At 72.4% G+C, this 16,774-nt stretch carries 17 protein-coding genes; 3 read left to right on the top strand and 14 right to left on the bottom strand.

Features of this window, described 5'->3' with window-relative positions:
* Window positions 1-24: 24 nt before the first annotated feature.
* The 5 genes from ADL15_RS20905 to ADL15_RS20885 all read right to left on the bottom strand — a co-directional run bounded on the left by ADL15_RS20905 (window position 25) and on the right by ADL15_RS20885 (window position 3,949).
* Window positions 25-357 carry an ArsR/SmtB family transcription factor gene (locus ADL15_RS20905; protein ID WP_067693667.1) on the bottom strand — a complete coding sequence of 111 codons (333 nt, stop codon included), beginning with the start codon at window positions 355-357 and terminating at the stop codon, window positions 25-27.
* Window positions 354-803 (bottom strand): SRPBCC family protein, encoded by a 450-nt coding sequence (locus ADL15_RS20900; protein WP_067693664.1) that lies wholly within the window; start codon window positions 801-803, stop codon window positions 354-356. The genes ADL15_RS20905 and ADL15_RS20900 overlap by 4 nt, the downstream gene beginning before the upstream one ends.
* A gap of 132 nt (window positions 804-935) precedes the next feature.
* On the bottom strand, window positions 936-1,331 hold the full coding sequence (locus tag ADL15_RS20895) for a hypothetical protein (protein ID WP_067693661.1): 396 nt from the start codon (window positions 1,329-1,331) through the stop codon (window positions 936-938).
* 133 nt (window positions 1,332-1,464) lie between these two features.
* On the bottom strand, window positions 1,465-2,865 hold the full coding sequence (locus ADL15_RS20890) for a PI-PLC domain-containing protein (protein ID WP_067693658.1): 1,401 nt from the start codon (window positions 2,863-2,865) through the stop codon (window positions 1,465-1,467).
* A 109-nt stretch (window positions 2,866-2,974) separates the two neighbouring features.
* Window positions 2,975-3,949, bottom strand: a complete 975-nt coding sequence (locus tag ADL15_RS20885) for an ArsR/SmtB family transcription factor (protein ID WP_067693794.1) — start codon at window positions 3,947-3,949, stop codon at window positions 2,975-2,977.
* Window positions 3,950-4,016: 67 nt separating this feature from the next.
* Between ADL15_RS20885 and ADL15_RS20880 the strand changes: the two genes are divergently transcribed.
* Window positions 4,017-5,246 (top strand): MFS transporter, encoded by a 1,230-nt coding sequence (locus ADL15_RS20880; RefSeq protein ID WP_067693655.1) that lies wholly within the window; start codon window positions 4,017-4,019, stop codon window positions 5,244-5,246.
* Window positions 5,247-5,374: 128 nt separating this feature from the next.
* Here ADL15_RS20880 and ADL15_RS20875 read toward each other — a convergent pair whose 3' ends face one another.
* Together ADL15_RS20875 and ADL15_RS20870 are read right to left on the bottom strand one after the other, a co-directional pair.
* Window positions 5,375-6,868 (bottom strand): MFS transporter, encoded by a 1,494-nt coding sequence (locus tag ADL15_RS20875; protein WP_232344244.1) that lies wholly within the window; start codon window positions 6,866-6,868, stop codon window positions 5,375-5,377.
* Entirely contained in the window at window positions 6,865-7,398 is a 534-nt protein-coding gene (locus ADL15_RS20870) for a TetR/AcrR family transcriptional regulator (protein WP_232344251.1), read from the bottom strand. The genes ADL15_RS20875 and ADL15_RS20870 overlap by 4 nt, the downstream gene beginning before the upstream one ends.
* Window positions 7,399-7,506: 108 nt before the next feature.
* On the opposite strand from ADL15_RS20870, the gene ADL15_RS20865 reads away from it, so the two are divergent.
* Window positions 7,507-8,649 (top strand): coiled-coil domain-containing protein, encoded by a 1,143-nt coding sequence (locus tag ADL15_RS20865; RefSeq protein ID WP_067693648.1) that lies wholly within the window; start codon window positions 7,507-7,509, stop codon window positions 8,647-8,649.
* 270 nt (window positions 8,650-8,919) lie between these two features.
* A complete protein-coding gene (locus ADL15_RS20860) occupies window positions 8,920-9,258 on the top strand; it encodes an RNA polymerase-binding protein RbpA (protein WP_067693645.1) in 339 nt (112 codons plus the stop codon).
* A gap of 132 nt (window positions 9,259-9,390) precedes the next feature.
* Here ADL15_RS20860 and ADL15_RS20855 read toward each other — a convergent pair whose 3' ends face one another.
* The 7 genes from ADL15_RS20855 to kamD all read right to left on the bottom strand — a co-directional run bounded on the left by ADL15_RS20855 (window position 9,391) and on the right by kamD (window position 16,763).
* Window positions 9,391-9,900, bottom strand: coding sequence for an FxsA family protein (locus tag ADL15_RS20855; protein ID WP_067693642.1), 510 nt, complete (start codon window positions 9,898-9,900; stop codon window positions 9,391-9,393).
* Between the two features lie 77 nt (window positions 9,901-9,977).
* On the bottom strand, window positions 9,978-10,766 hold the full coding sequence (locus ADL15_RS20850) for a polyprenol monophosphomannose synthase (protein ID WP_067693639.1): 789 nt from the start codon (window positions 10,764-10,766) through the stop codon (window positions 9,978-9,980).
* Entirely contained in the window at window positions 10,763-12,373 is a 1,611-nt protein-coding gene (gene lnt / locus ADL15_RS20845) for an apolipoprotein N-acyltransferase (protein ID WP_083971516.1), read from the bottom strand. Before lnt ends, ADL15_RS20850 begins: the two co-directional genes overlap by 4 nt.
* A gap of 499 nt (window positions 12,374-12,872) precedes the next feature.
* Window positions 12,873-14,117, bottom strand: coding sequence for a glutamate mutase L (locus ADL15_RS20840; RefSeq protein ID WP_067693636.1), 1,245 nt, complete (start codon window positions 14,115-14,117; stop codon window positions 12,873-12,875).
* Window positions 14,114-14,479: a 3-aminobutyryl-CoA ammonia lyase gene (gene kal / locus ADL15_RS20835; protein WP_067693633.1), complete on the bottom strand. Its 366-nt coding sequence runs from the start codon at window positions 14,477-14,479 to the stop codon at window positions 14,114-14,116. Before kal ends, ADL15_RS20840 begins: the two co-directional genes overlap by 4 nt.
* Window positions 14,476-15,210, bottom strand: coding sequence for a lysine 5,6-aminomutase subunit beta (gene kamE, locus ADL15_RS20830; protein ID WP_067693630.1), 735 nt, complete (start codon window positions 15,208-15,210; stop codon window positions 14,476-14,478). Before kamE ends, kal begins: the two co-directional genes overlap by 4 nt.
* Window positions 15,207-16,763: a lysine 5,6-aminomutase subunit alpha gene (gene kamD, locus ADL15_RS20825; protein WP_067693626.1), complete on the bottom strand. Its 1,557-nt coding sequence runs from the start codon at window positions 16,761-16,763 to the stop codon at window positions 15,207-15,209. The genes kamE and kamD overlap by 4 nt, the downstream gene beginning before the upstream one ends.
* Window positions 16,764-16,774 lie beyond the last annotated feature (11 nt).

Below are 16,774 nucleotides of genomic sequence, written 5' to 3'. Positions count from 1 at the left end.
CCTGCACCCCCGTACCGAAAAGGGTCATTGATTTTGTTGGATCGCCTCCGCGATCTGCTTGATCCGCCGCAACCGGGCGTCCCACGCCGCGCCGACCGACGACAGCTGGGCCACCGCCCGGGCCAGCTGCGCGTCGTCGACCCGGTACCGCTTCTCCCGGCCGGCCGCCGCGCCCCGGACCAGGCCGGCCCGGTCGAGCACGCCGAGGTGCTTGGCGACCGCCTGCCGGGTCACCGTCATCTGCTGACTGAGCGACGTCGCGGTGCCCTCCCCCGCGACGAGCAGCAGGTCGAGCATCCGCCGCCGGGTCGGGTCACCGATCGCCGACCAGAGATCGTCGTCGACCGCGGTGGTCATTTCCGGACCTGGAGCGACCCGGCGTAGGGCGCGAGCCGCGGCAGGAAGAAGTCCCACCCGGTGACGTGCGCCTGGTACTGCTCCGCGAGCGCGGCCTGCGACCAGCCCCGCTCGCGGAACCCGGTCTCGGTCATCCTCACCAGCGTGCCGCCGCCGCTCGCGGTCAGATCGAACGTGACCAGCAGCGAGTTGTCCACCGCGGCGGCCACACCGACCGGATGGGTCCAGCGGAACGAGAACGTCGTCGGCGGCTCGACGGCCACGACCGTGAACGTCTCCGACTTGTCCTCCCCGAAGCTGATCGTCCCGGTGGACCCCGGAACAGCCTGGTAGTCGGCGTCATCCGGCCACCAGCCCTTGATGTGCTCCGGGCTGCTGACCACCTCGAAGACCACCTCCGGCGACGCGTCGACAAAGATCTCGCGCTCGATGCTTCCCAGCTCCATGACATCCTCCTGCAACCTTTGGTTGCACATGACGCTAGCCTGCCGCCACGGCTGGCGCAACCTTCGGTTGCACATGGGGAGTCGTCGAGCCGCCAGGGCCCGGCCGATCGCCCGGCCGGGCCCGGCGCGTCATCAGGTCAGCAGGGTGACGCTGTAGTTCAGGGTGGTGCCGCTCGCGGTGTAGGTCGCGGTCTGCCCGTTGTTGCAGAACGACACGAACACGTTGCCGGCAACCGTGTTGCCGGCCTGGGCGTGCACCAGAGGCCGCACGTCGGAACCCTCCGCGATCGGCGTCGAGTTCAGGTCGACCACCCGGTACTGGTTGATCGGGTAGTCGTCGGTGGGCGCGGACAGCTCACCCGTACGGGTGGTGACCTGGTAGTTGATCACGAAGCCGCCGTTGTTGACGACGGAGATCTTCTGAACGCAGGGGGTCGCGGCCTGGGCGGGCGACACCGCGAACACGGTCAGGCCGGCCGCACCGGCGAGGGCAACGGCGGCACTGAGGGTTCGGGTCCGGAACGCCATGAATGATCCTCCTTTGTAGGTACTGGCAACCTTCGGGGAGTCAATGACCTCATAAGCCCGGCCTAAACAGACGAACATCAATTTTCTTTTTGGCCGATCTGCGGGCTTTCCGCCGGACGGGACCGCGGCCCGGTCAGGCCACCGCGTCCTCGAGCAGGGTCCGGTACCACGCCGCGGCCGGGGTGTTCGTCGCCGGGAAGTTCGCCAGTGGCACGGTCGCCAGGCCCGCCGCGTCGAAGTCCCACCCGCGCACGCTCACCCCCGCCTGCCGCCCGGCCACCATGAACGACTTGTTCGACGCCGTCGCGGCCCAGAACACCGCACCGTCCTTGAGCAGGGCGGCATCCCCGGACTGGTACTCGACGAAGGCCAGCTGCGGCAGCCGGATCGGGCCGGCCGCCACCCGATCGGTGGCCGCGGTCAGCGAGCCCGCCGCCGCCACGGTCACCGAGTGACCGTCAACGGTCGCGGTGGTGGTCGGGAAGCGCGGGTCGGCGGTCGTCGCGTGCGCGCCCCAGGCGACCGCCGTGGCACCGGCCGTGCCGGTCCAGTCCCAGTTCTGGCTGCCGTTCTGGCTGCGGTGGATCTCGCGCACCGCGCTGCCGGCCAGGTCCGGGAAGGCGATCGTCGGCAGCACCCCGGTGTCGTACTTCGCCGACGCCGACCAGGTGATCTCGCCGGCGTCGTCGAGCCGGCCGACCCGGGACCAGAGGGCGTTTCCGGTCGGCGCCTGGTGCACCTCGACGACGGTGCCGTCGTTGTTCAGCGCCACCGCCGGCGTCTTGCCGGTGTCGTACCTCCCGTGCCGCCGCCAGGTCAGCGAGCCGTCCGCGCCGTGGACACCGGTCCAGTACCAGAGCACGCCGGCCCCGTTGTCGTGCACCTCGACGACCTGCCCGCGCGCGTTGATCGCCACCGCCGGATTGCTACCGGTGTCCCGCCGGTATCCGGCGCGGGCCGTCGCGCTGCCGGACAGCACGGTCACCACGCGCCCCCGCAGCGACCCGATCGGCCCCAGTCCCGCGGGTGTGTCGAGACCGCGGACCAGACGACCGCCGAACACGTCACCGATCTCGTCGTTCAGGGCCGCGAGATTCCCGTTTTGGTACGACGTCCGCGCGGTCAGGTCGTCCTTCAGATCGAGCAGCACCGTGATCGGCGCCGCCGCCGGGTGCCCCGCCGACCAGTCGTTCACCACGGTCAGCCAGGCCCGCAGCTGATCCCCGGCCGGATTGCCCCCGGTGTGGTCGACCTGGTCACCGGCCTTGCTGTGCCCGATCCGGTAGTCGCCGGCGCTCGCGTGGTCCCCGCTCCACACGTCGTACTCCAGGAAGCGCACCCCGGCGTCGAGCTGCTCGGTGATCGAGCCCCGCGCCCCGGCGATGTCACCCGAGTAGGAGTTGTGCGTAGCCCGGAACACCGCTCCGGCGAACGGCAGGTCGTCACCGGCAGCGGCGTACGCGGTCAGCGGCACAGCGGTGAGCAGCGTCGCGGCGACCGCCACGAACCGCGCCCGAACCCGAAGATCAGTCATGGCCGAAACCCTAGAAAATCCATCACCTCCCGTCGATGTACCACTCGCCGAACACCAGATGAAGAACCTTCGCCATCGCGCAGCAGCAGCAGCGGCGTCCGCACCAGGATCAGGCGGCGGCAACGGCGAGGGCGTCGCCCAGCGGGGTGCGCGTGTAGAGCACCGAGCGCCCCGCCCTGGCCCGGCTCACCAGGCCGGCCCGGTGCAGGACCGCGAGGTGATCACCCACCGCTCCGGTGGCCAGGCCGAGGACCGTGGCCAGCTGGGTGGTGCTGGCCGGCTCGGCCAGACTGATCAGCAGCTGCGCCCGGCTGCGGCCCAGCAGCGCGGCCAGGGCGTCCGGCGCGGCCGGCGGCGACGGCTCGAACAGGGTGCCGACACCCCGCGCCGGATACACGATCGCTTTCGGCCAGGGGTCATCACCGAACACGGCGGTGCCCGGCCAGATCAGCACCGAGGGCACGAGCAGCAGGCCGCTGCCGTCGAGGGCGCCCGCCGTGCCGGTGTGCCCGGACAGGTCGATGCCACCGTCGCGCCAGCGGACCTTCGGGCCGAGCCCGGACAGCGCGGCCGCCCAGCCGGCCCGGCCCAGTTCGGCGGCGCGGTGCACGACGTCGCGCTCGCAGACCGCGCGCATCGCCGGCCACTGCTCGGCGAGCAGCACCGACCAGGCTCTCGCCAGGAAGTCGGCGAGCCGGTCGAGCACGTCGCCGGCGTACAGGACGGTCCGGGCCGCCGCCGTGACCCGCCGCCGGGTCAGATAGAAATCGATCTCCTGCCGGGCCACCGGCAGCGGCACGGCGCGCACCGCGGCGAGATCCTCGCCGATCGTCTGCGCCATCCCGCGCGGCGGCGGCGCATAGAAGTTCGCCCCCGACCGCGCGGTCTTCAACGCGAGCACCGCGGCCAGGCAAGGGTCGTCACGCAGCTGATCAAAACCGGACCGAAAGTTCGCCAGCCAGGAGGCCGGCGGACCCGGCGCCGGCCCGGCCAGCACCCGCAGCAACGACTGCAGCTCGAAGATCGGCGACACCGCGAACCGCGTCCGCACCAGATCCTCGGCCCCGACCTCGAATCGCACCACCCGGCCGATGTTACGTCCCATGGCGAATCAGTCGCGGTGCCGGCCCGTTGCGCGGCACCGTGCTCCCATGACCGCTGCCGAACGAGGCGCCACCTACCGCGAGGTCTTCGCCGAACCCCGCTTCCGCGTGCTGTTCCTGGCCCGCACCGCCGCGATCGCCGCCGAGTCGTTGCGGATCTTCGCGTTGTCGGTGCTGGTCTTCGAGCGCACCGGCTCCGCCCTGCTCAGCGCCCTGGCCTTCGCGGCCGGCTTCCTCCCGCAGCTGGTCGGCGGGCTGCTGCTGGGCGCGCTGACCGACCGGATCCGGCCGCGTCCGCTGATCGTCGCCGGTTATCTGGCCGGTGGCGCCGCGGCGCTGCTCATCGGCACCGTCGACATGCCGGTCGCGGCGCAGCTCACCATCATCGGGGTGGTCGCCTGCGGCACGCCGATCTTCATGGGCGCCACCAGCCGGCTGGTCGCCGACGTGCTCACCGGCGACGCGTACGTGCTGGGCCGCTCGGTCTTCAACGCCGCGTCGTCCGGCGCGCAGCTGCTCGGGCTGGCCGTCGGGGGTGTGGCGGTCGCGGCGGCCGGCCCGCGGCAGGGGCTGCTGATCGCGGCGGCCGGGCAGGCGGTGGCGGCGCTGATCGTACGCACAGGTCTGCCTGATCTGGACAGCGTGCCCGGGGAGGCCGGCTCGGCGGTGCGGGCCAGCCTGACCGGAGTCGGTCAGCTGTTCGGTGATCCGCTGATCCGCCGGTTGCTGCTGGCGCACTGGCTGCCGTCGGCGTTCCTGGCGGGCGCCGAGGCACTGCTCGTCGCGTATGCCACCGCGCGTGACTTCCCGGCCGGGTCGGCAGGCGCGCTGATGGCCGCGGTCCCGGTCGGCATGCTGCTCGGCGACCTGATCGTCGGCCGCTGGGTGCGCCCGGCGGTCCGCGAACGACTGTCCGGGCCGCTGGTGCTGCTGGCCGGTGGCGCGCTGGCGCTGCTCACCGTCGGCCTGCCGCTGGGCGGCGCGCTCACGGTTCTGATCCTTTCCGGTACGGGGTACGCCTACCAGCTGGGCCTGCAACGCCCGTTGCTGGACGCCACCCCGGAGTCCCGCCGCGGGCAGATGTTCGCCCTGCTCTCCACCGGCCTGATGACCCTGCAGGGCCTGTCCCCGCTGCTGCTCGGCACGGTCGCGCAGGTCAGCTCGCCGAGCCTGGCGATCGGAGCGGCCGCCGCGGCAACCGTGCTCTGCGCCCCGCTGATCCCCCGCCGGCGAACCCGTCCGGCGCCGGCCGCCGGGGTCGACACGATCACGGGGTGACCGGGGGCCGCCCCGGATCCCGAACTCCTCGCCCGCCGGCGCCGGCCCGGCCGGCCCGGACCTCAGCCGGAACGTCGCCCCACCCGCGCAAGCGCTCAGCCTGGTGACGAAACCGGCCACGATGCGGCTCACCGCCGGTCCGGGTAGTCGCGGAACACCACCCAGATCGCCGCGGCCGAGGCCAGCAGCAGCACCGCGCCGATCCCGGACGCGATGGCCAGCCCGTCGGTGAACGCGGCCCGCGCCGTCTCGAGCAGCTCGGCCGAGCGGGCCGCGGGCAGCCGGGCCGCGGTGTCGACCGCCGTCGCCAGGGACTCACGCACCTCGGCGGGCAGGGCGGCGCTGCGGTACACACCGGTGACGATCGAGCCGATGGTCGCGATGCCCAGGGCCATGCCCAGCTCGTACGCGGTCTCGGAGACCGCCGACGCCGCGCCGGCCTGCTCCTTCGGCACGCTGCTCAGCACCACGTCGCTGGCCAGGGTGAACGCGATGCCGACCCCGACGCCGAGGACGAACAGGGCCGCACCCAGCAGCGGGTACCCGGTGTCCGGCCGCAGCACGGTCAGCGCGGCCATGGCCAGGCCGGTCAGCGCGATGCCGCCGCTGAGCGCGATCCGCATCGAGGTGCGCCGGACCAGCGCGCCGGCCAGCACCCCGGAGACCGTGGACGCGATCGTGGCGGGCAGTTCGGCGAGGCCGGCTTTCAGCGGTGCATAACCGGCGACCAGCTGGAAGTACTGGGAGAGGAAGTAGACCAGCCCGGCCAGCCCGAGCACCGAGACCAGGTTCGCGCCGACCACGCCGGTGAACGTCCTGTGCCGGAACAGCCGTACGTCGATCAGCGGGTGCGGCAGGCGCAGCTGCCGCCGGGCGAAAACGATCAGCGAGCCGACCCCGACCACCGCGGCGGCGGCGACGTCCGGCCGCAGCCCGTGCACGGCCGCCTCCTTGATCGCGTAGACCGTCCCGATCATGCCGATCAGCGAGAGCCCGACGCTGGCCGGGTCCCACGGCCCGGGCGCCGGGTCGCGGGACTCGGGCAGCAGCCACAGGCCGACCGGCACCAGCACCGCCATCACCGGCACGTTGATCAGGAAGACCGAGCCCCACCAGAAGTGCTCCAGCAGGAACCCGCCGACCACCGGCCCGAACGCGGTGCCGGCCGACGCGCCGGCCGCCCAGATGCCGATCGCGGTGCTGCGCTCGGCCGGGTCGGCGAAGATGTTGCGGATCAGCGCCAGGGTGGACGGCATCAGGGTGGCGCCGGCCACCCCGAGCAGGGCCCGCGCCGCGATCAGCAGTTCGGCGCTCGGCGCGTAGGCGACCAGCGCGGACGCCACCCCGAACGCGGTCGCGCCGATCAGCAGCAGTTTCTTGCGGCCGATCCGGTCACCCAGGCTGCCCATCGTGACCAGCAGCCCGGCCAGCACGAACGAGTAGACGTCACCGATCCACAGCAGCTGGGTGCCGGTCGGGCCGAGCTCGCGGCTGATGAACGGGGTGGCCAGGCTGAGCACCGTGGCGTCGACCGCGATCAGCAGCACGGCCAGCACCAGCACGCTGAACGCCAGCCAGCGCCCGGTCCGCCCGCGCCGTTGCATCGCCAGCTCGGCGGTCACCGCAGCACCCCGTCCAGCATCAGCCCGGTGATCATCGCGGGGTAGTCGCGGGCCGCGGCCCGGCCCACCTTGACCGACCAGGCGGCCCCGGCGACCACGCTGAACAGCGCGTCGGAGAACCAGGCCGGGCTCAGGTCGGTACGGAACTCGCCGGCCTCCTGACCTCGCCGGAACAGCGCCATCAACGCCTCGTCGATCTCGGCCCAGGCGGCGCCCGGCTCGTCCGAGTCGTACTCCTGGCTCTGTGAGTAGAGCAGCGCCAGGAACGGCGAGACCGGCTGGCTCGCCGCGAGCAGCCGGCGCAGCGCGTCGGCGGCCGGCCCCTCGGTCAGCCGGACGTCGTCGAGGGCCTGGCGCATCTCCCGCACGGCGAGCGCGTCGACCGCGTCGAGCAGCGCCCGCCGCCCGGCGAAGTGCCGGTGCAGGGTGGCCCGGCTGACCCCGGCCGCCTCGGCGATCTCGTCCTGGGTGGCGTTCGGCCGGCGGCCGAGGAACTCCGCGGCGGCCCGCAGCAACGCCTCTTGATCCATCTGCACGAGACGAGAATAGCTCACGTGAGACAAATTTGTCTCACGCAAAAAGCACCCCGGTGTGGTGACGCCGGGAAGATCGTCGCGCGGCCTAGGGTGGGCAACGCTATGACGACGCAGGACCACGCCGCCGAGGCGAACGAGACCCGACCCTGTGCCCACTGCGGGCGCCCGGTGCCGCAGCGCAACTCCGCCGGCCGGCCGTTCCGGTACTGCCGGGACAACGACGGCGAGTGCCAGCGCGCCTCCCGCAACGTGCGGATGCGGCACCGCTCCTCCCCTGGCCTGGCCGGCTCGGTGGCCCGCACCTGGGAAGCGGTCGACCGGCTCGACCAGATGGTCGGCACGCTGACCGAGGCGCTGCACTCGGAGATGTCCCCGGCCGGCGTCGAGCGCCAGGTGGCCGAGGTCCGGGCCGAGACGTCCCGGGCGGTGGCGGCCGCGCACGGCGAGCGGGACGACGCGCGCCGCGACGCCGAGCAGGCCGCGACGGCGACCGCGGCGGCCCAGCAGATCGCGGTGGCCGCGACCGCGGAACGCGACGAGTCCCGGCAGCGGGCCACCGACGCCGAGCGGGCCGCCGAGCAGGCCGGCCAGCGTGAGCAGGAGGCGGTCACGGTCCGCGACGAGGCGGTCCGGGCCGCGACGGCCGCGGCCGCGCTGCGCGAACGCGCCGAGGCGGAACGCGACACCGCCGCCGAGGAACTGTCCGCGGCGCGCCGCGAGACCCAGGAGACCAAGGCCCAGCGCGACACCGCGGAACGGGATCTGGCTTCGGCGCTGCGCGACCACAACGATTTCCGGCGTACGGCGGAGCAGGCCGCCACCCGGGCCGAGGAGGCGCTCACGGCAGCCCGCTCCGAGGCCGGTGAGCTGCGCAAAGCCGCCGACCAGGCGGACCGCCGCACGCAGGCCGCCGAACAGGCGACCGCCGAGGCCGCCGCGCGCGCCGAGCGGGCCGCCGGCGAGGTCACCGCCGTCCGGCAGGAGCTGGCCGCGATGACGTCCGACCGTGACGAGCTGCGGCGTACCGTGGGGGAACTGGACCGGGTCCGCAAGGACCTGGAGCGGGCCGCCGACGAGCGCGCCGATCTGGAACGCCGCCTGGCGGTGGCGCGCGCCGACGCGGACGCCGCGCAGCAGCGGGCCGGGCAGCTCACCGCACAGGTCAGCGACCTGGCCTCGGCGCTCGCCACCCTCGGCGCGGGTCGCCCACCGGCCCCGACGCAGACGGCTCCGGCACAAAGCTGAGCCCGGCGCTCGGTTAATGGGTGATGAACGTCCGAGTGACCGACATCGCACCACCCGTAGATGGGTCAAACACTCGTAAAGGGGACCAAGGTCCACTTCACGACCGTTCAATTTGCAGGGTATGGTCGCTGGCCGGTTACGCTCAATGCGTTACATCGCCTTTACCGGGCGGGTAAGAGACCGATAGATACTCGGCGGGCGCAGGAATCCGGCGGCCGCCCCTTTCGTTACACCAACGAGAGCAGCACCACGAGCGAGGGGAAGCCGATCATGGGCGAACGCATGCTGCGCGGCAGCCGTCTAGGCGCAGTCAGCTACGAGTCCGACCGTAACACCGAGCTGGCGCCCCGACAGACCCGTGAGTACCTGTGCGTCAAGGGTCACCAGTTCGAGGTTCCGTTCGCCGTCGACGCCGAGGTGCCCACCACCTGGGAGTGCAAGTTCGATGGCAGCGTGGCCCGGCTGGTCGACGGCAACGAGCCGGAGGCGAAGAAGGCCAAGCCGCCGCGCACCCACTGGGACATGCTGCTGGAACGGCGTTCGATCGCCGAACTGGAGGACATCCTCAACGAGCGGCTGCAGGAAGTGCGGACCCGCCGGGGCCGCTGACCGCAGCAGGTTGACCTGACAAGAAGGGCCGCCCCTCCCGGGACGGCCCTTCTGCGTTGTCTTGAACCCCAGCCAGCGTCCTGGGAATCGGCCCGCAACCAGGCAGTCGGCCCGCGCTCGCGCCGACCATGGCTAGCGGACGATCTCGCCTTCGATGGCGGCGGCCGGCTGGCGCGGGACGTCGTCGGTGACGACGGTCGAGTCGACCGTGTCCTCGACGTGCACCCGCACCTTGCGCGGGCCGAACAGGTCGCCGGTGACGCCGCCGCCGAGCCGGCGCTCGGCGAACCGCTCGACACCGCGGCGCGCGACGATCCGCCCGGGCGGCAGCAGCAGGGCCAGGCCGGCGAGACCGGTGACGAAGCCGGGCAGGGCCAGCAGCAGCGCGCCGCCGAGGCCGACGAGCGAGTTGGCCACCTCGGCGCCGGGCGGGCGACCGGCCGCGGCGGCCTCCTGGAAGTGCCGCCAGCCGCGGATGCCCTCCTGGCGCAGCAGCGCGAACCCGGCCAGGGTGAACCCAGCGAGCAGCAGGAACGCCCAGCCCGCGCCGATCAGGTGGGCCACCGCCACGAAGGCCGAGATCTCGGCGATCGCGAGCAGGGGGAAGACGAAGGGAAGGTAGGCCATCCGGCTGCGGCGCATCAGTACTCTCCCCGATCGGGTGTCATGCGTTCCTCTTCAGCATGACACCAGAACCTGCGACCTGCCTGAGTGCGCCGTCACGGCCAGGTCTGCTCCTGCTTGGGTTTGCGCCCCAGCAGGTTCATCAGGCTCTCCTTGCGCGCCTGCGCGCCCCACACGGTGACCCTGAGCAGCTGTTCCTTGAAGATGTTGCCGCTCATCTTGCTGACGCCGTGTTCGCGCTCGGTGAACGTGATCGGCACCTCGACCACCCGGAACCCGCTCTTGAACGCCCGCCAGGCCAGCTCGACCTGGAACGAATACCCGGTGGAGGCGACCGTGGCCACGTCGATGGCGTCGAGGACGGCCATCCGGTACGCCCGGTAGCCGCCGGTCGCGTCCCGGAACGGCATGCCGAGCGCCATCCGGATGTAGATGTTGCCGCCGCGGGAGAGCAGCAGCCGGTGCATCGGCCAGTTGTGCACGCTGCCGCCGGCGATGTACCGGGTGCCGAGCACCGCGTCCGCCTCGGTCAGCGCGCCGAGCAGGTTGGGCAGCTCCTCGGGGGCGTGCGAGCCGTCCGCGTCCATCTCGACGACGACGTCGTAGCCCTTGTCCTTGGCCCAGGCGAAACCGGCCTTGTACGCCGCGCCGAGACCTTCCTTGCCCTGACGGTGCAGCACGAAGAGGTGGTCGTCGGCGAGCGCGAGCTCGTCGGCGATGTCCCCGGTACCGTCCGGCGAGTTGTCGTCGGCCACCAGGATGTCCACCTCGGGAACCGCCTTGCGGACCCGCGCGGTGATCAGGCGGACGTTGTCCGCCTCGTTGTACGTGGGAATGATCACGAGGACCCGTCCCACTCCCGGGTAGCCTTCTACCTCGCTCACCGTGCCTCCGTGCTCTCTACGCCTGTGCTCGTGATGGTCCGCCTCCGGCGCATCGGCCACGCGCAGACCAGGAGAATGACGGTCAGCGCCACCGCGATCGCCTCGGGCCAGATCCCGGAACGAGTCGCCAGCGTACGCGTACCTCCGGTGGACATTTTATGCACCACCACCCCGGCGGTGTTGAAGGCCGTGGCGCCGTGCACGCCACCGGCTGTATCGACGAAAGCCGAAACACCGACCGTCGACACCATCAGCGAGTCGAGGCCGTGCTCGACCGCGCGCAGCCGGACCATGGCCAGTTGCTGCCGGGCCTCGCCCTCGTCGAACGTGGCGTTGTTGGTCTGCACGGTGAGGATCTGCGCGCCCTCGGTGACCGTGTCGCGGACGATCCCGTCGTAGGCGACCTCGAAGCAGATCACGTCGCCGAGCGTCAGCGCGCCGGTGTCGATCACACCGGCGTGGTCACCGGCCAGCATGTTCTTGACCAGGTCGACCTTGTCGCTGACCAGCCGGGCGACCGAGCGCAGCGGCATGTACTCGGCGAACGGCACCGGGTGCTGCTTGACGTACGTCTGGGTCAGGTCGGGGCCGGTGACCGGCATCCAGAGCAGCCCGGCGTTCTTGATGTCGGCCGGGTTGTCGGTGCGCAGCACCGCGCCGACCAGGATCGGCACCCCGATCGCCCGGGCCGCGTCGGAGATCTCCTGCGCGGCGTCGGTGTTGCGCAGCGGGTCGATGTCGCTGGAGTTCTCCGGCCACACCACCAGGTCGGGCTGCGGCTGTTTGCCGGCGGCCACGTCGATCGCCAGCTGCCGGGTCGCGCTGACGTGGTTGTCGAGCACCGCCCGGCGCTGGGCGTTGAAGTCCAGGCCCAGCCGGGGCACGTTGCCCTGCACGATCGCGACGGTGCGCGACGGGCCGGCCGGCGCGGAGAGCGGCACCGCGGCCGGCCCGGCGGTCAGCACGGCGAAGGCGACGGCGAACCCGGCGGCCGGCAGCAGCGCCGCGGCGCTCCAGCGGCGCCAGGCCAGCGCGACCAGGGTGCCGCCGGCGGCCGCCACCGCGAACGTCACCAGCGGTGCGCCACCCCACGCGGCGAGCCGCAGCGACGGGGCGTCGCCCTGGCTGAACGCGATCCGGCCCCAGGGGAAGCCGCCGAACGGCGCCCGGTCGCGCAGCGCCTCGTCGGCGACCCAGAGCAGGCCGGTGAGCAGCGGCCACAGCGCCCGCCACCGGTCGATCACCGGGGACAGCCACGCGCCGGCCAGGCCGGCCAGGCCGAGCACCGCGGCCTGCGCGGTGCTCAGCAGCGCCCAGGGCGCGAAACCGGCCGCGATCCGGGTCCACTCCAGCAGCGGGAAGAACAGCACCAGCCCGGCCAGGAAGCCGAGGCCGAGGCCGGCCCGCAGCCGCCGCCGGTGCACGGCCGCGGCCAGCAGCGCGACACCGGCCGGGGCGAGCCACCACAGGTCGTACGGCGGCAGGGCGAGCAGCAGCGCGACGCCGGCGGCCACCGCGAGGGCGGCGGCGACCGGCAGGCGCAGCGGCGCGGGCCGGTCGGGCGGCGGGGTGCTCGGACCCGGCTCGGCGAGGTCGGGTGGCGGCATCGTCAGTTCCACGCGGAGCAGGTTACCTGCCTGGTGGGGGCGTTCCGGCCGGGTAGTCGGCGGCAAATGCGTACCGGGCGGATGAGAGGTGGCTGAGGGACGCGGCGTCGTGAAGCCGCGCCCCTCGGGTGCTTCTATCCGTCTCAGGCCGGTGTGCCCGCCGAACCTCCCGCTGACCTTCGGACCGGCGCGGCACGGGCTGGCTGCCCGCGGCGTGCCGTTGTCTACTGGCCAGGCTCGGTTCGTCTCGGCTACCGGTGTCGCGACCCGGTCCGCGTCGCCAGCGCGCCCGTACCCCCTGGACCTGGCTGAACGCGCGACCCCAGCGAGGACTGCGGGCCAGTGGGTGCGGGAACGAAGCGAATCACAGTCGCCTACCGTGAAACAGGACCTGAAGACGGTACGTCCGGACGGGGGCGGTCTGTCAACCGTCAGGTGCGCGTACCGGCGTGTCGCGTTCCTCGGCGTGTCCGGAAATGCACTCCGTCGACGTCGCCCGTCAGGACAGCAGGGTATCGAGCAGTCCGGTGGCCACCGCTGGATGATCGGTGGACAGCAGGCCCGCCGCGGCGAGCACGTACCGGGTGTCGACGACGGTGCGGGCGCGGTCCGGCAGGGCCCAGCCGCCGGCCGTGTCGGCCAGCAGCGCGCCCAGCACGTGCTCGCCGCCGCCGTGCCGCAGCACCCCGCCGGAGCCGACCACCAGGCGTACGTCACGCAGGTCCCGGCCACCGGTGCGGGGCAGCCCCGGGCCGGCCGCGTGGCCCCGGGCGTGCCGGCGCAGCGCGATCATCGCGGCGGTGGCGGCCAGTTCCCGATCCTCCCGGGGCACCGGCAGCTTCTCCGCGGCGGCGGCCTCCCGGGTGGCGTCCGCGCCGACGGCCACCCCGAGGTCACCCTCGACCGTGCGGGAGCGCCAGAGCGTGCCGGCCACGTCGCGGCGCGGGCCGGTCTCCTCCTCCGCGTCCGGGAGCAGCGCCGAGTACACGTCGGTGGTGGCGCCGCCGACGTCGACGACCAGCACCCCGGCGGCGGCCCGGTCGGCGAGCAGCTCCACCCCGGCCAGGACCGCGTCCGGGGTGGCCGCGCGCACCAGCGACGCGAACCGGGGGCCCTTGGACAGGCGTTTGCCGCCGATCACGTGCTTGAGGAACACCTCGCGGATCGCGGCGCGGGCCGGCAGCGGGTCGAGCACGCCGATCCTGGGCAGCACGTTGCCGGTCACGGTCACCGGCACGCCACGGTTCTCCAGGATTTCACGAGCTTCCGTCCGTACCTCCGCGTTGCCGGCCAGGACCACCGGGATCCGCAAGCGATTCGCGGCCAGGCGCCGGGCGTTGTGCAGCAACACCTCGCCGTCGCCGCCGTCCGTGCCACCGACCAGCAGCAGCACGTCCGGGCGGGCCGCGCGCAGCGCGGTGATCGCCGCGCCGGTCAGCGGACCGGCCGCGACGTGCACCACCTGGGCGCCGGCCGACAACCCGACCCGGTGCCCGGCCTCCGCGGTGACCAGGCTCTCGTAGCCGACCACCGCGAGCCGCAGCCCGCCGCCGGCCGACGAGCAGACGTAGAGCGGCAGGCCGGTACCGCCGACCGCGGCCACCGCGGCGTCCAGACCGGCCAGGACGTCCGTTCCGGTGGTGGTCGGCGTCTCGGCCCGGGTGACCAGCCGCGCGCCGGCCAGATCGATCTTGGCGGCTTTGGTGTACGTCGACCCGACGTCGACGCAGACGACCTCGCTCACGCCTTCGGTGGCACGACCACGGTGCCCACCGCGGTCACCGCGACGATCGGCTCGGCGAGCACCTGCGCGGCCGAGCCGCCGGTCCCCCGGCAGACCACCGTCGACGCGAACTCGATCCTGCGGCTGCGGGTGCCCATCGTGACCACCGTGGCGGTGATCTCGAGGACGTCGCCGGCCTGCACCGGCGCCTTGAACTGCACGTCGTCGTAGGAGGCGAACAGCCCCTCGTCGCCGTCGAGCTGGATGCACACCTCGGTGGCGACGTCGCCGAACAGGCCGAGCGAGTACGCCCCGTCGACCAGGTTCCCGGCGTAGTGCGCGTGCGAGTACGGGACGTAGCGCCGATGCGTCACGGTGATCATGCTTTGCTCCCGATCAGGGCGTGTACCAGGTAGGAGGCGACCTCACGGGGCGTGGTGCCGCGGGTGAAGATCCGGTCGACGCCGAGGTCGGTGGTCATCAGCTCGTCGAACCGCGGCCCGCCGACGATCAGCAGCGGACGTTTCCCGGCCGGCAGCGCCTCGCGGAACGCCGCCGACATGGCCCGGGTGTTGTGCAGGTGCGCGTCGCGCTGGGTGACCACCTGGGAGACCAGCACCGCGTCGGCCTTCTGCTCGCGGGCCGTCTCGACCAGCTCGGGCACCGACACCTGGGCGCCCATGTTGGTGACCGACAGCTCGGCGTAGTACTCCAGGCCCTTCTCGCCGGCGATGCCCTTGAGGTTGAGGATCGCGTCGATGCCGACGGTGTGCGCGTCGGTGCCGATGCACGCGCCGACCACGTTCAGCCGCCGCCGCAGCTTGCGCTTGATCACGGCGTTGACCTCCTTCGCGCTCAGCAGCGGGAAGTCGCGCTCGACGATCTGCACCTTCTCGGTGTCGACCAGGTGGCTGACCTTGCCGTAGACGACGAAGAAGGTGAACCCGTCGCCCATCGGCTTCGCGTGCACCAGCAGCGCCGGGTCCATGCCCATCTTGTTGGCGAGCTGGATCGCGGCGCCCTCGGCGCGCTTGTCGTGCGGGATCGGCAGCGTGAACGACAGCTGCACCATCCCGTCCCCGGTGGTGTCCCCGTAGGGCCGGACGATGCTCATGATTCCAAAGCCTCCGTCACCGGGTTGTAGTAGTCGGCGTCCTGCTTCGCGACGCCGTCGAGGCCCTTGCCCCGGGTCGCCGGGCGCTTCATCAGGCCGAACGTGCCGTCCGCGATCGCCTCCATCAGCGTGTCGTCGACGATCCGCTCGAGCAGCTCGATCGCCTCGCCGAGCACCTGGTTGGCCCGGTTGCGGATGAACCCGCCCGGCGCCGGCACGAAGTCCTCGTGCAGGTTGCCGGCGCCGTTGAGCACGTACCGCACGTTCTGCAGGGCGATGTCGCGGTCCGAAATCCACGGCGTGACCACCGCCTCGGTCATCATGCCGACCAGCAGGATGCCCTGCCCGGTGAGCGCGCCGACCAGGTTGAAGAAGCCGTCGAGCAGGTTGCCGCGGAACACGTCGCCGGTCATGTGCTTGGTCGGCGGCATCCACTTCAGCGGCGCGTCCGGGAAGATCTCCCGGGCCAGCAGCGCGTGCGCCAGCTCCATCCGGAACGACTCCGGCAGATCCGGGTTGATCTCGAACGCGTGGCCCAGCCCGAGCTGCCAGTCGGCGAGCCCGGCCTCGTGCGCGAAGAACTCGTTGAGCAGCTGCGACACCGTCACGGTGTGCGCGGCGTCGACCGCGTCCGCGGTGGTCAGGTAGTTGTCCTCACCGGTGTTGATGATGATCCCGGCGCGGGCGTGCACCTGACGGCTGAACCGCTGGTCGACGAAGGTACGGATCGGGTTGATGTCGCGGAACAGGATGCCGTACATCGAGTCGTTGAGCATCATGTCCAGGCGTTCCATGCCGGCCAGCGCGGCCATCTCGGGCATGCACAGCCCGGACGCGTAGTTGGTCAGCCGGATGTAGCGGCCCAGCTCCTTGGACGTCACGTCCAGCGCGGCCCGCATCAGCCGGAAATTCTCCTGGGTGGCGTAGGTGCCGGCGAAACCCTCCCGGGTGGCGCCCTCGGGCACGTAGTCCAGCAGCGACTGCCCGGTGGACCGGATCACCGCGATCACGTCGGCGCCGGCCCGGGCCGCCGCCTGCGCCTGCGGGATGTCCTCGTAGATGTCCCCGGTCGCCACGATCAGGTAGATCCACGGCCGTTGCTGCGGATCGCCGTACCGTTTGATCAGCCGGTCCCGCTCGGCCCGGCGCCGATCAACGATCTTGAGACCGTCGGCGGCCGACTTCTTGGCCCGCCTGCGGGCCGCGGTCACCTCGGCTTTCTTCTCCGGTACGTCGAAGCGCACCGCCCCGGCCGCCGCCTTCTGCGCCAGAACGGTCAGGTCGTCCACACCGGTGGCCGCCGCCGCGTGGAACACCGGCACCGCCACCCCGTGGCCCAGCCCGACATCCGCGCGCACGGCGTCGACCAGACGGTTCACCCAGGGGATCCCGTCCGAGTCGGCGCCGTGCACCCCGGCCAGGCGCAGCACCGCCCGCTCCACCGACACGGTGGTGTGCGACCGCGCGATGTCGACGACGGGCTGCCCGGCCCTGACGGCGAGCGCCCGCGCCCGCGCGACGATCCGCGGGTCCAGATCCAGCTTCCCGGCCACTTGAATTGCGC

The organism is Actinoplanes awajinensis subsp. mycoplanecinus, from assembly GCF_001509495.1.
Lineage (GTDB): Bacteria > Actinomycetota > Actinomycetes > Mycobacteriales > Micromonosporaceae > Actinoplanes > Actinoplanes palleronii.
This window is presented reverse-complemented; position numbering and strand designations above follow the sequence as displayed.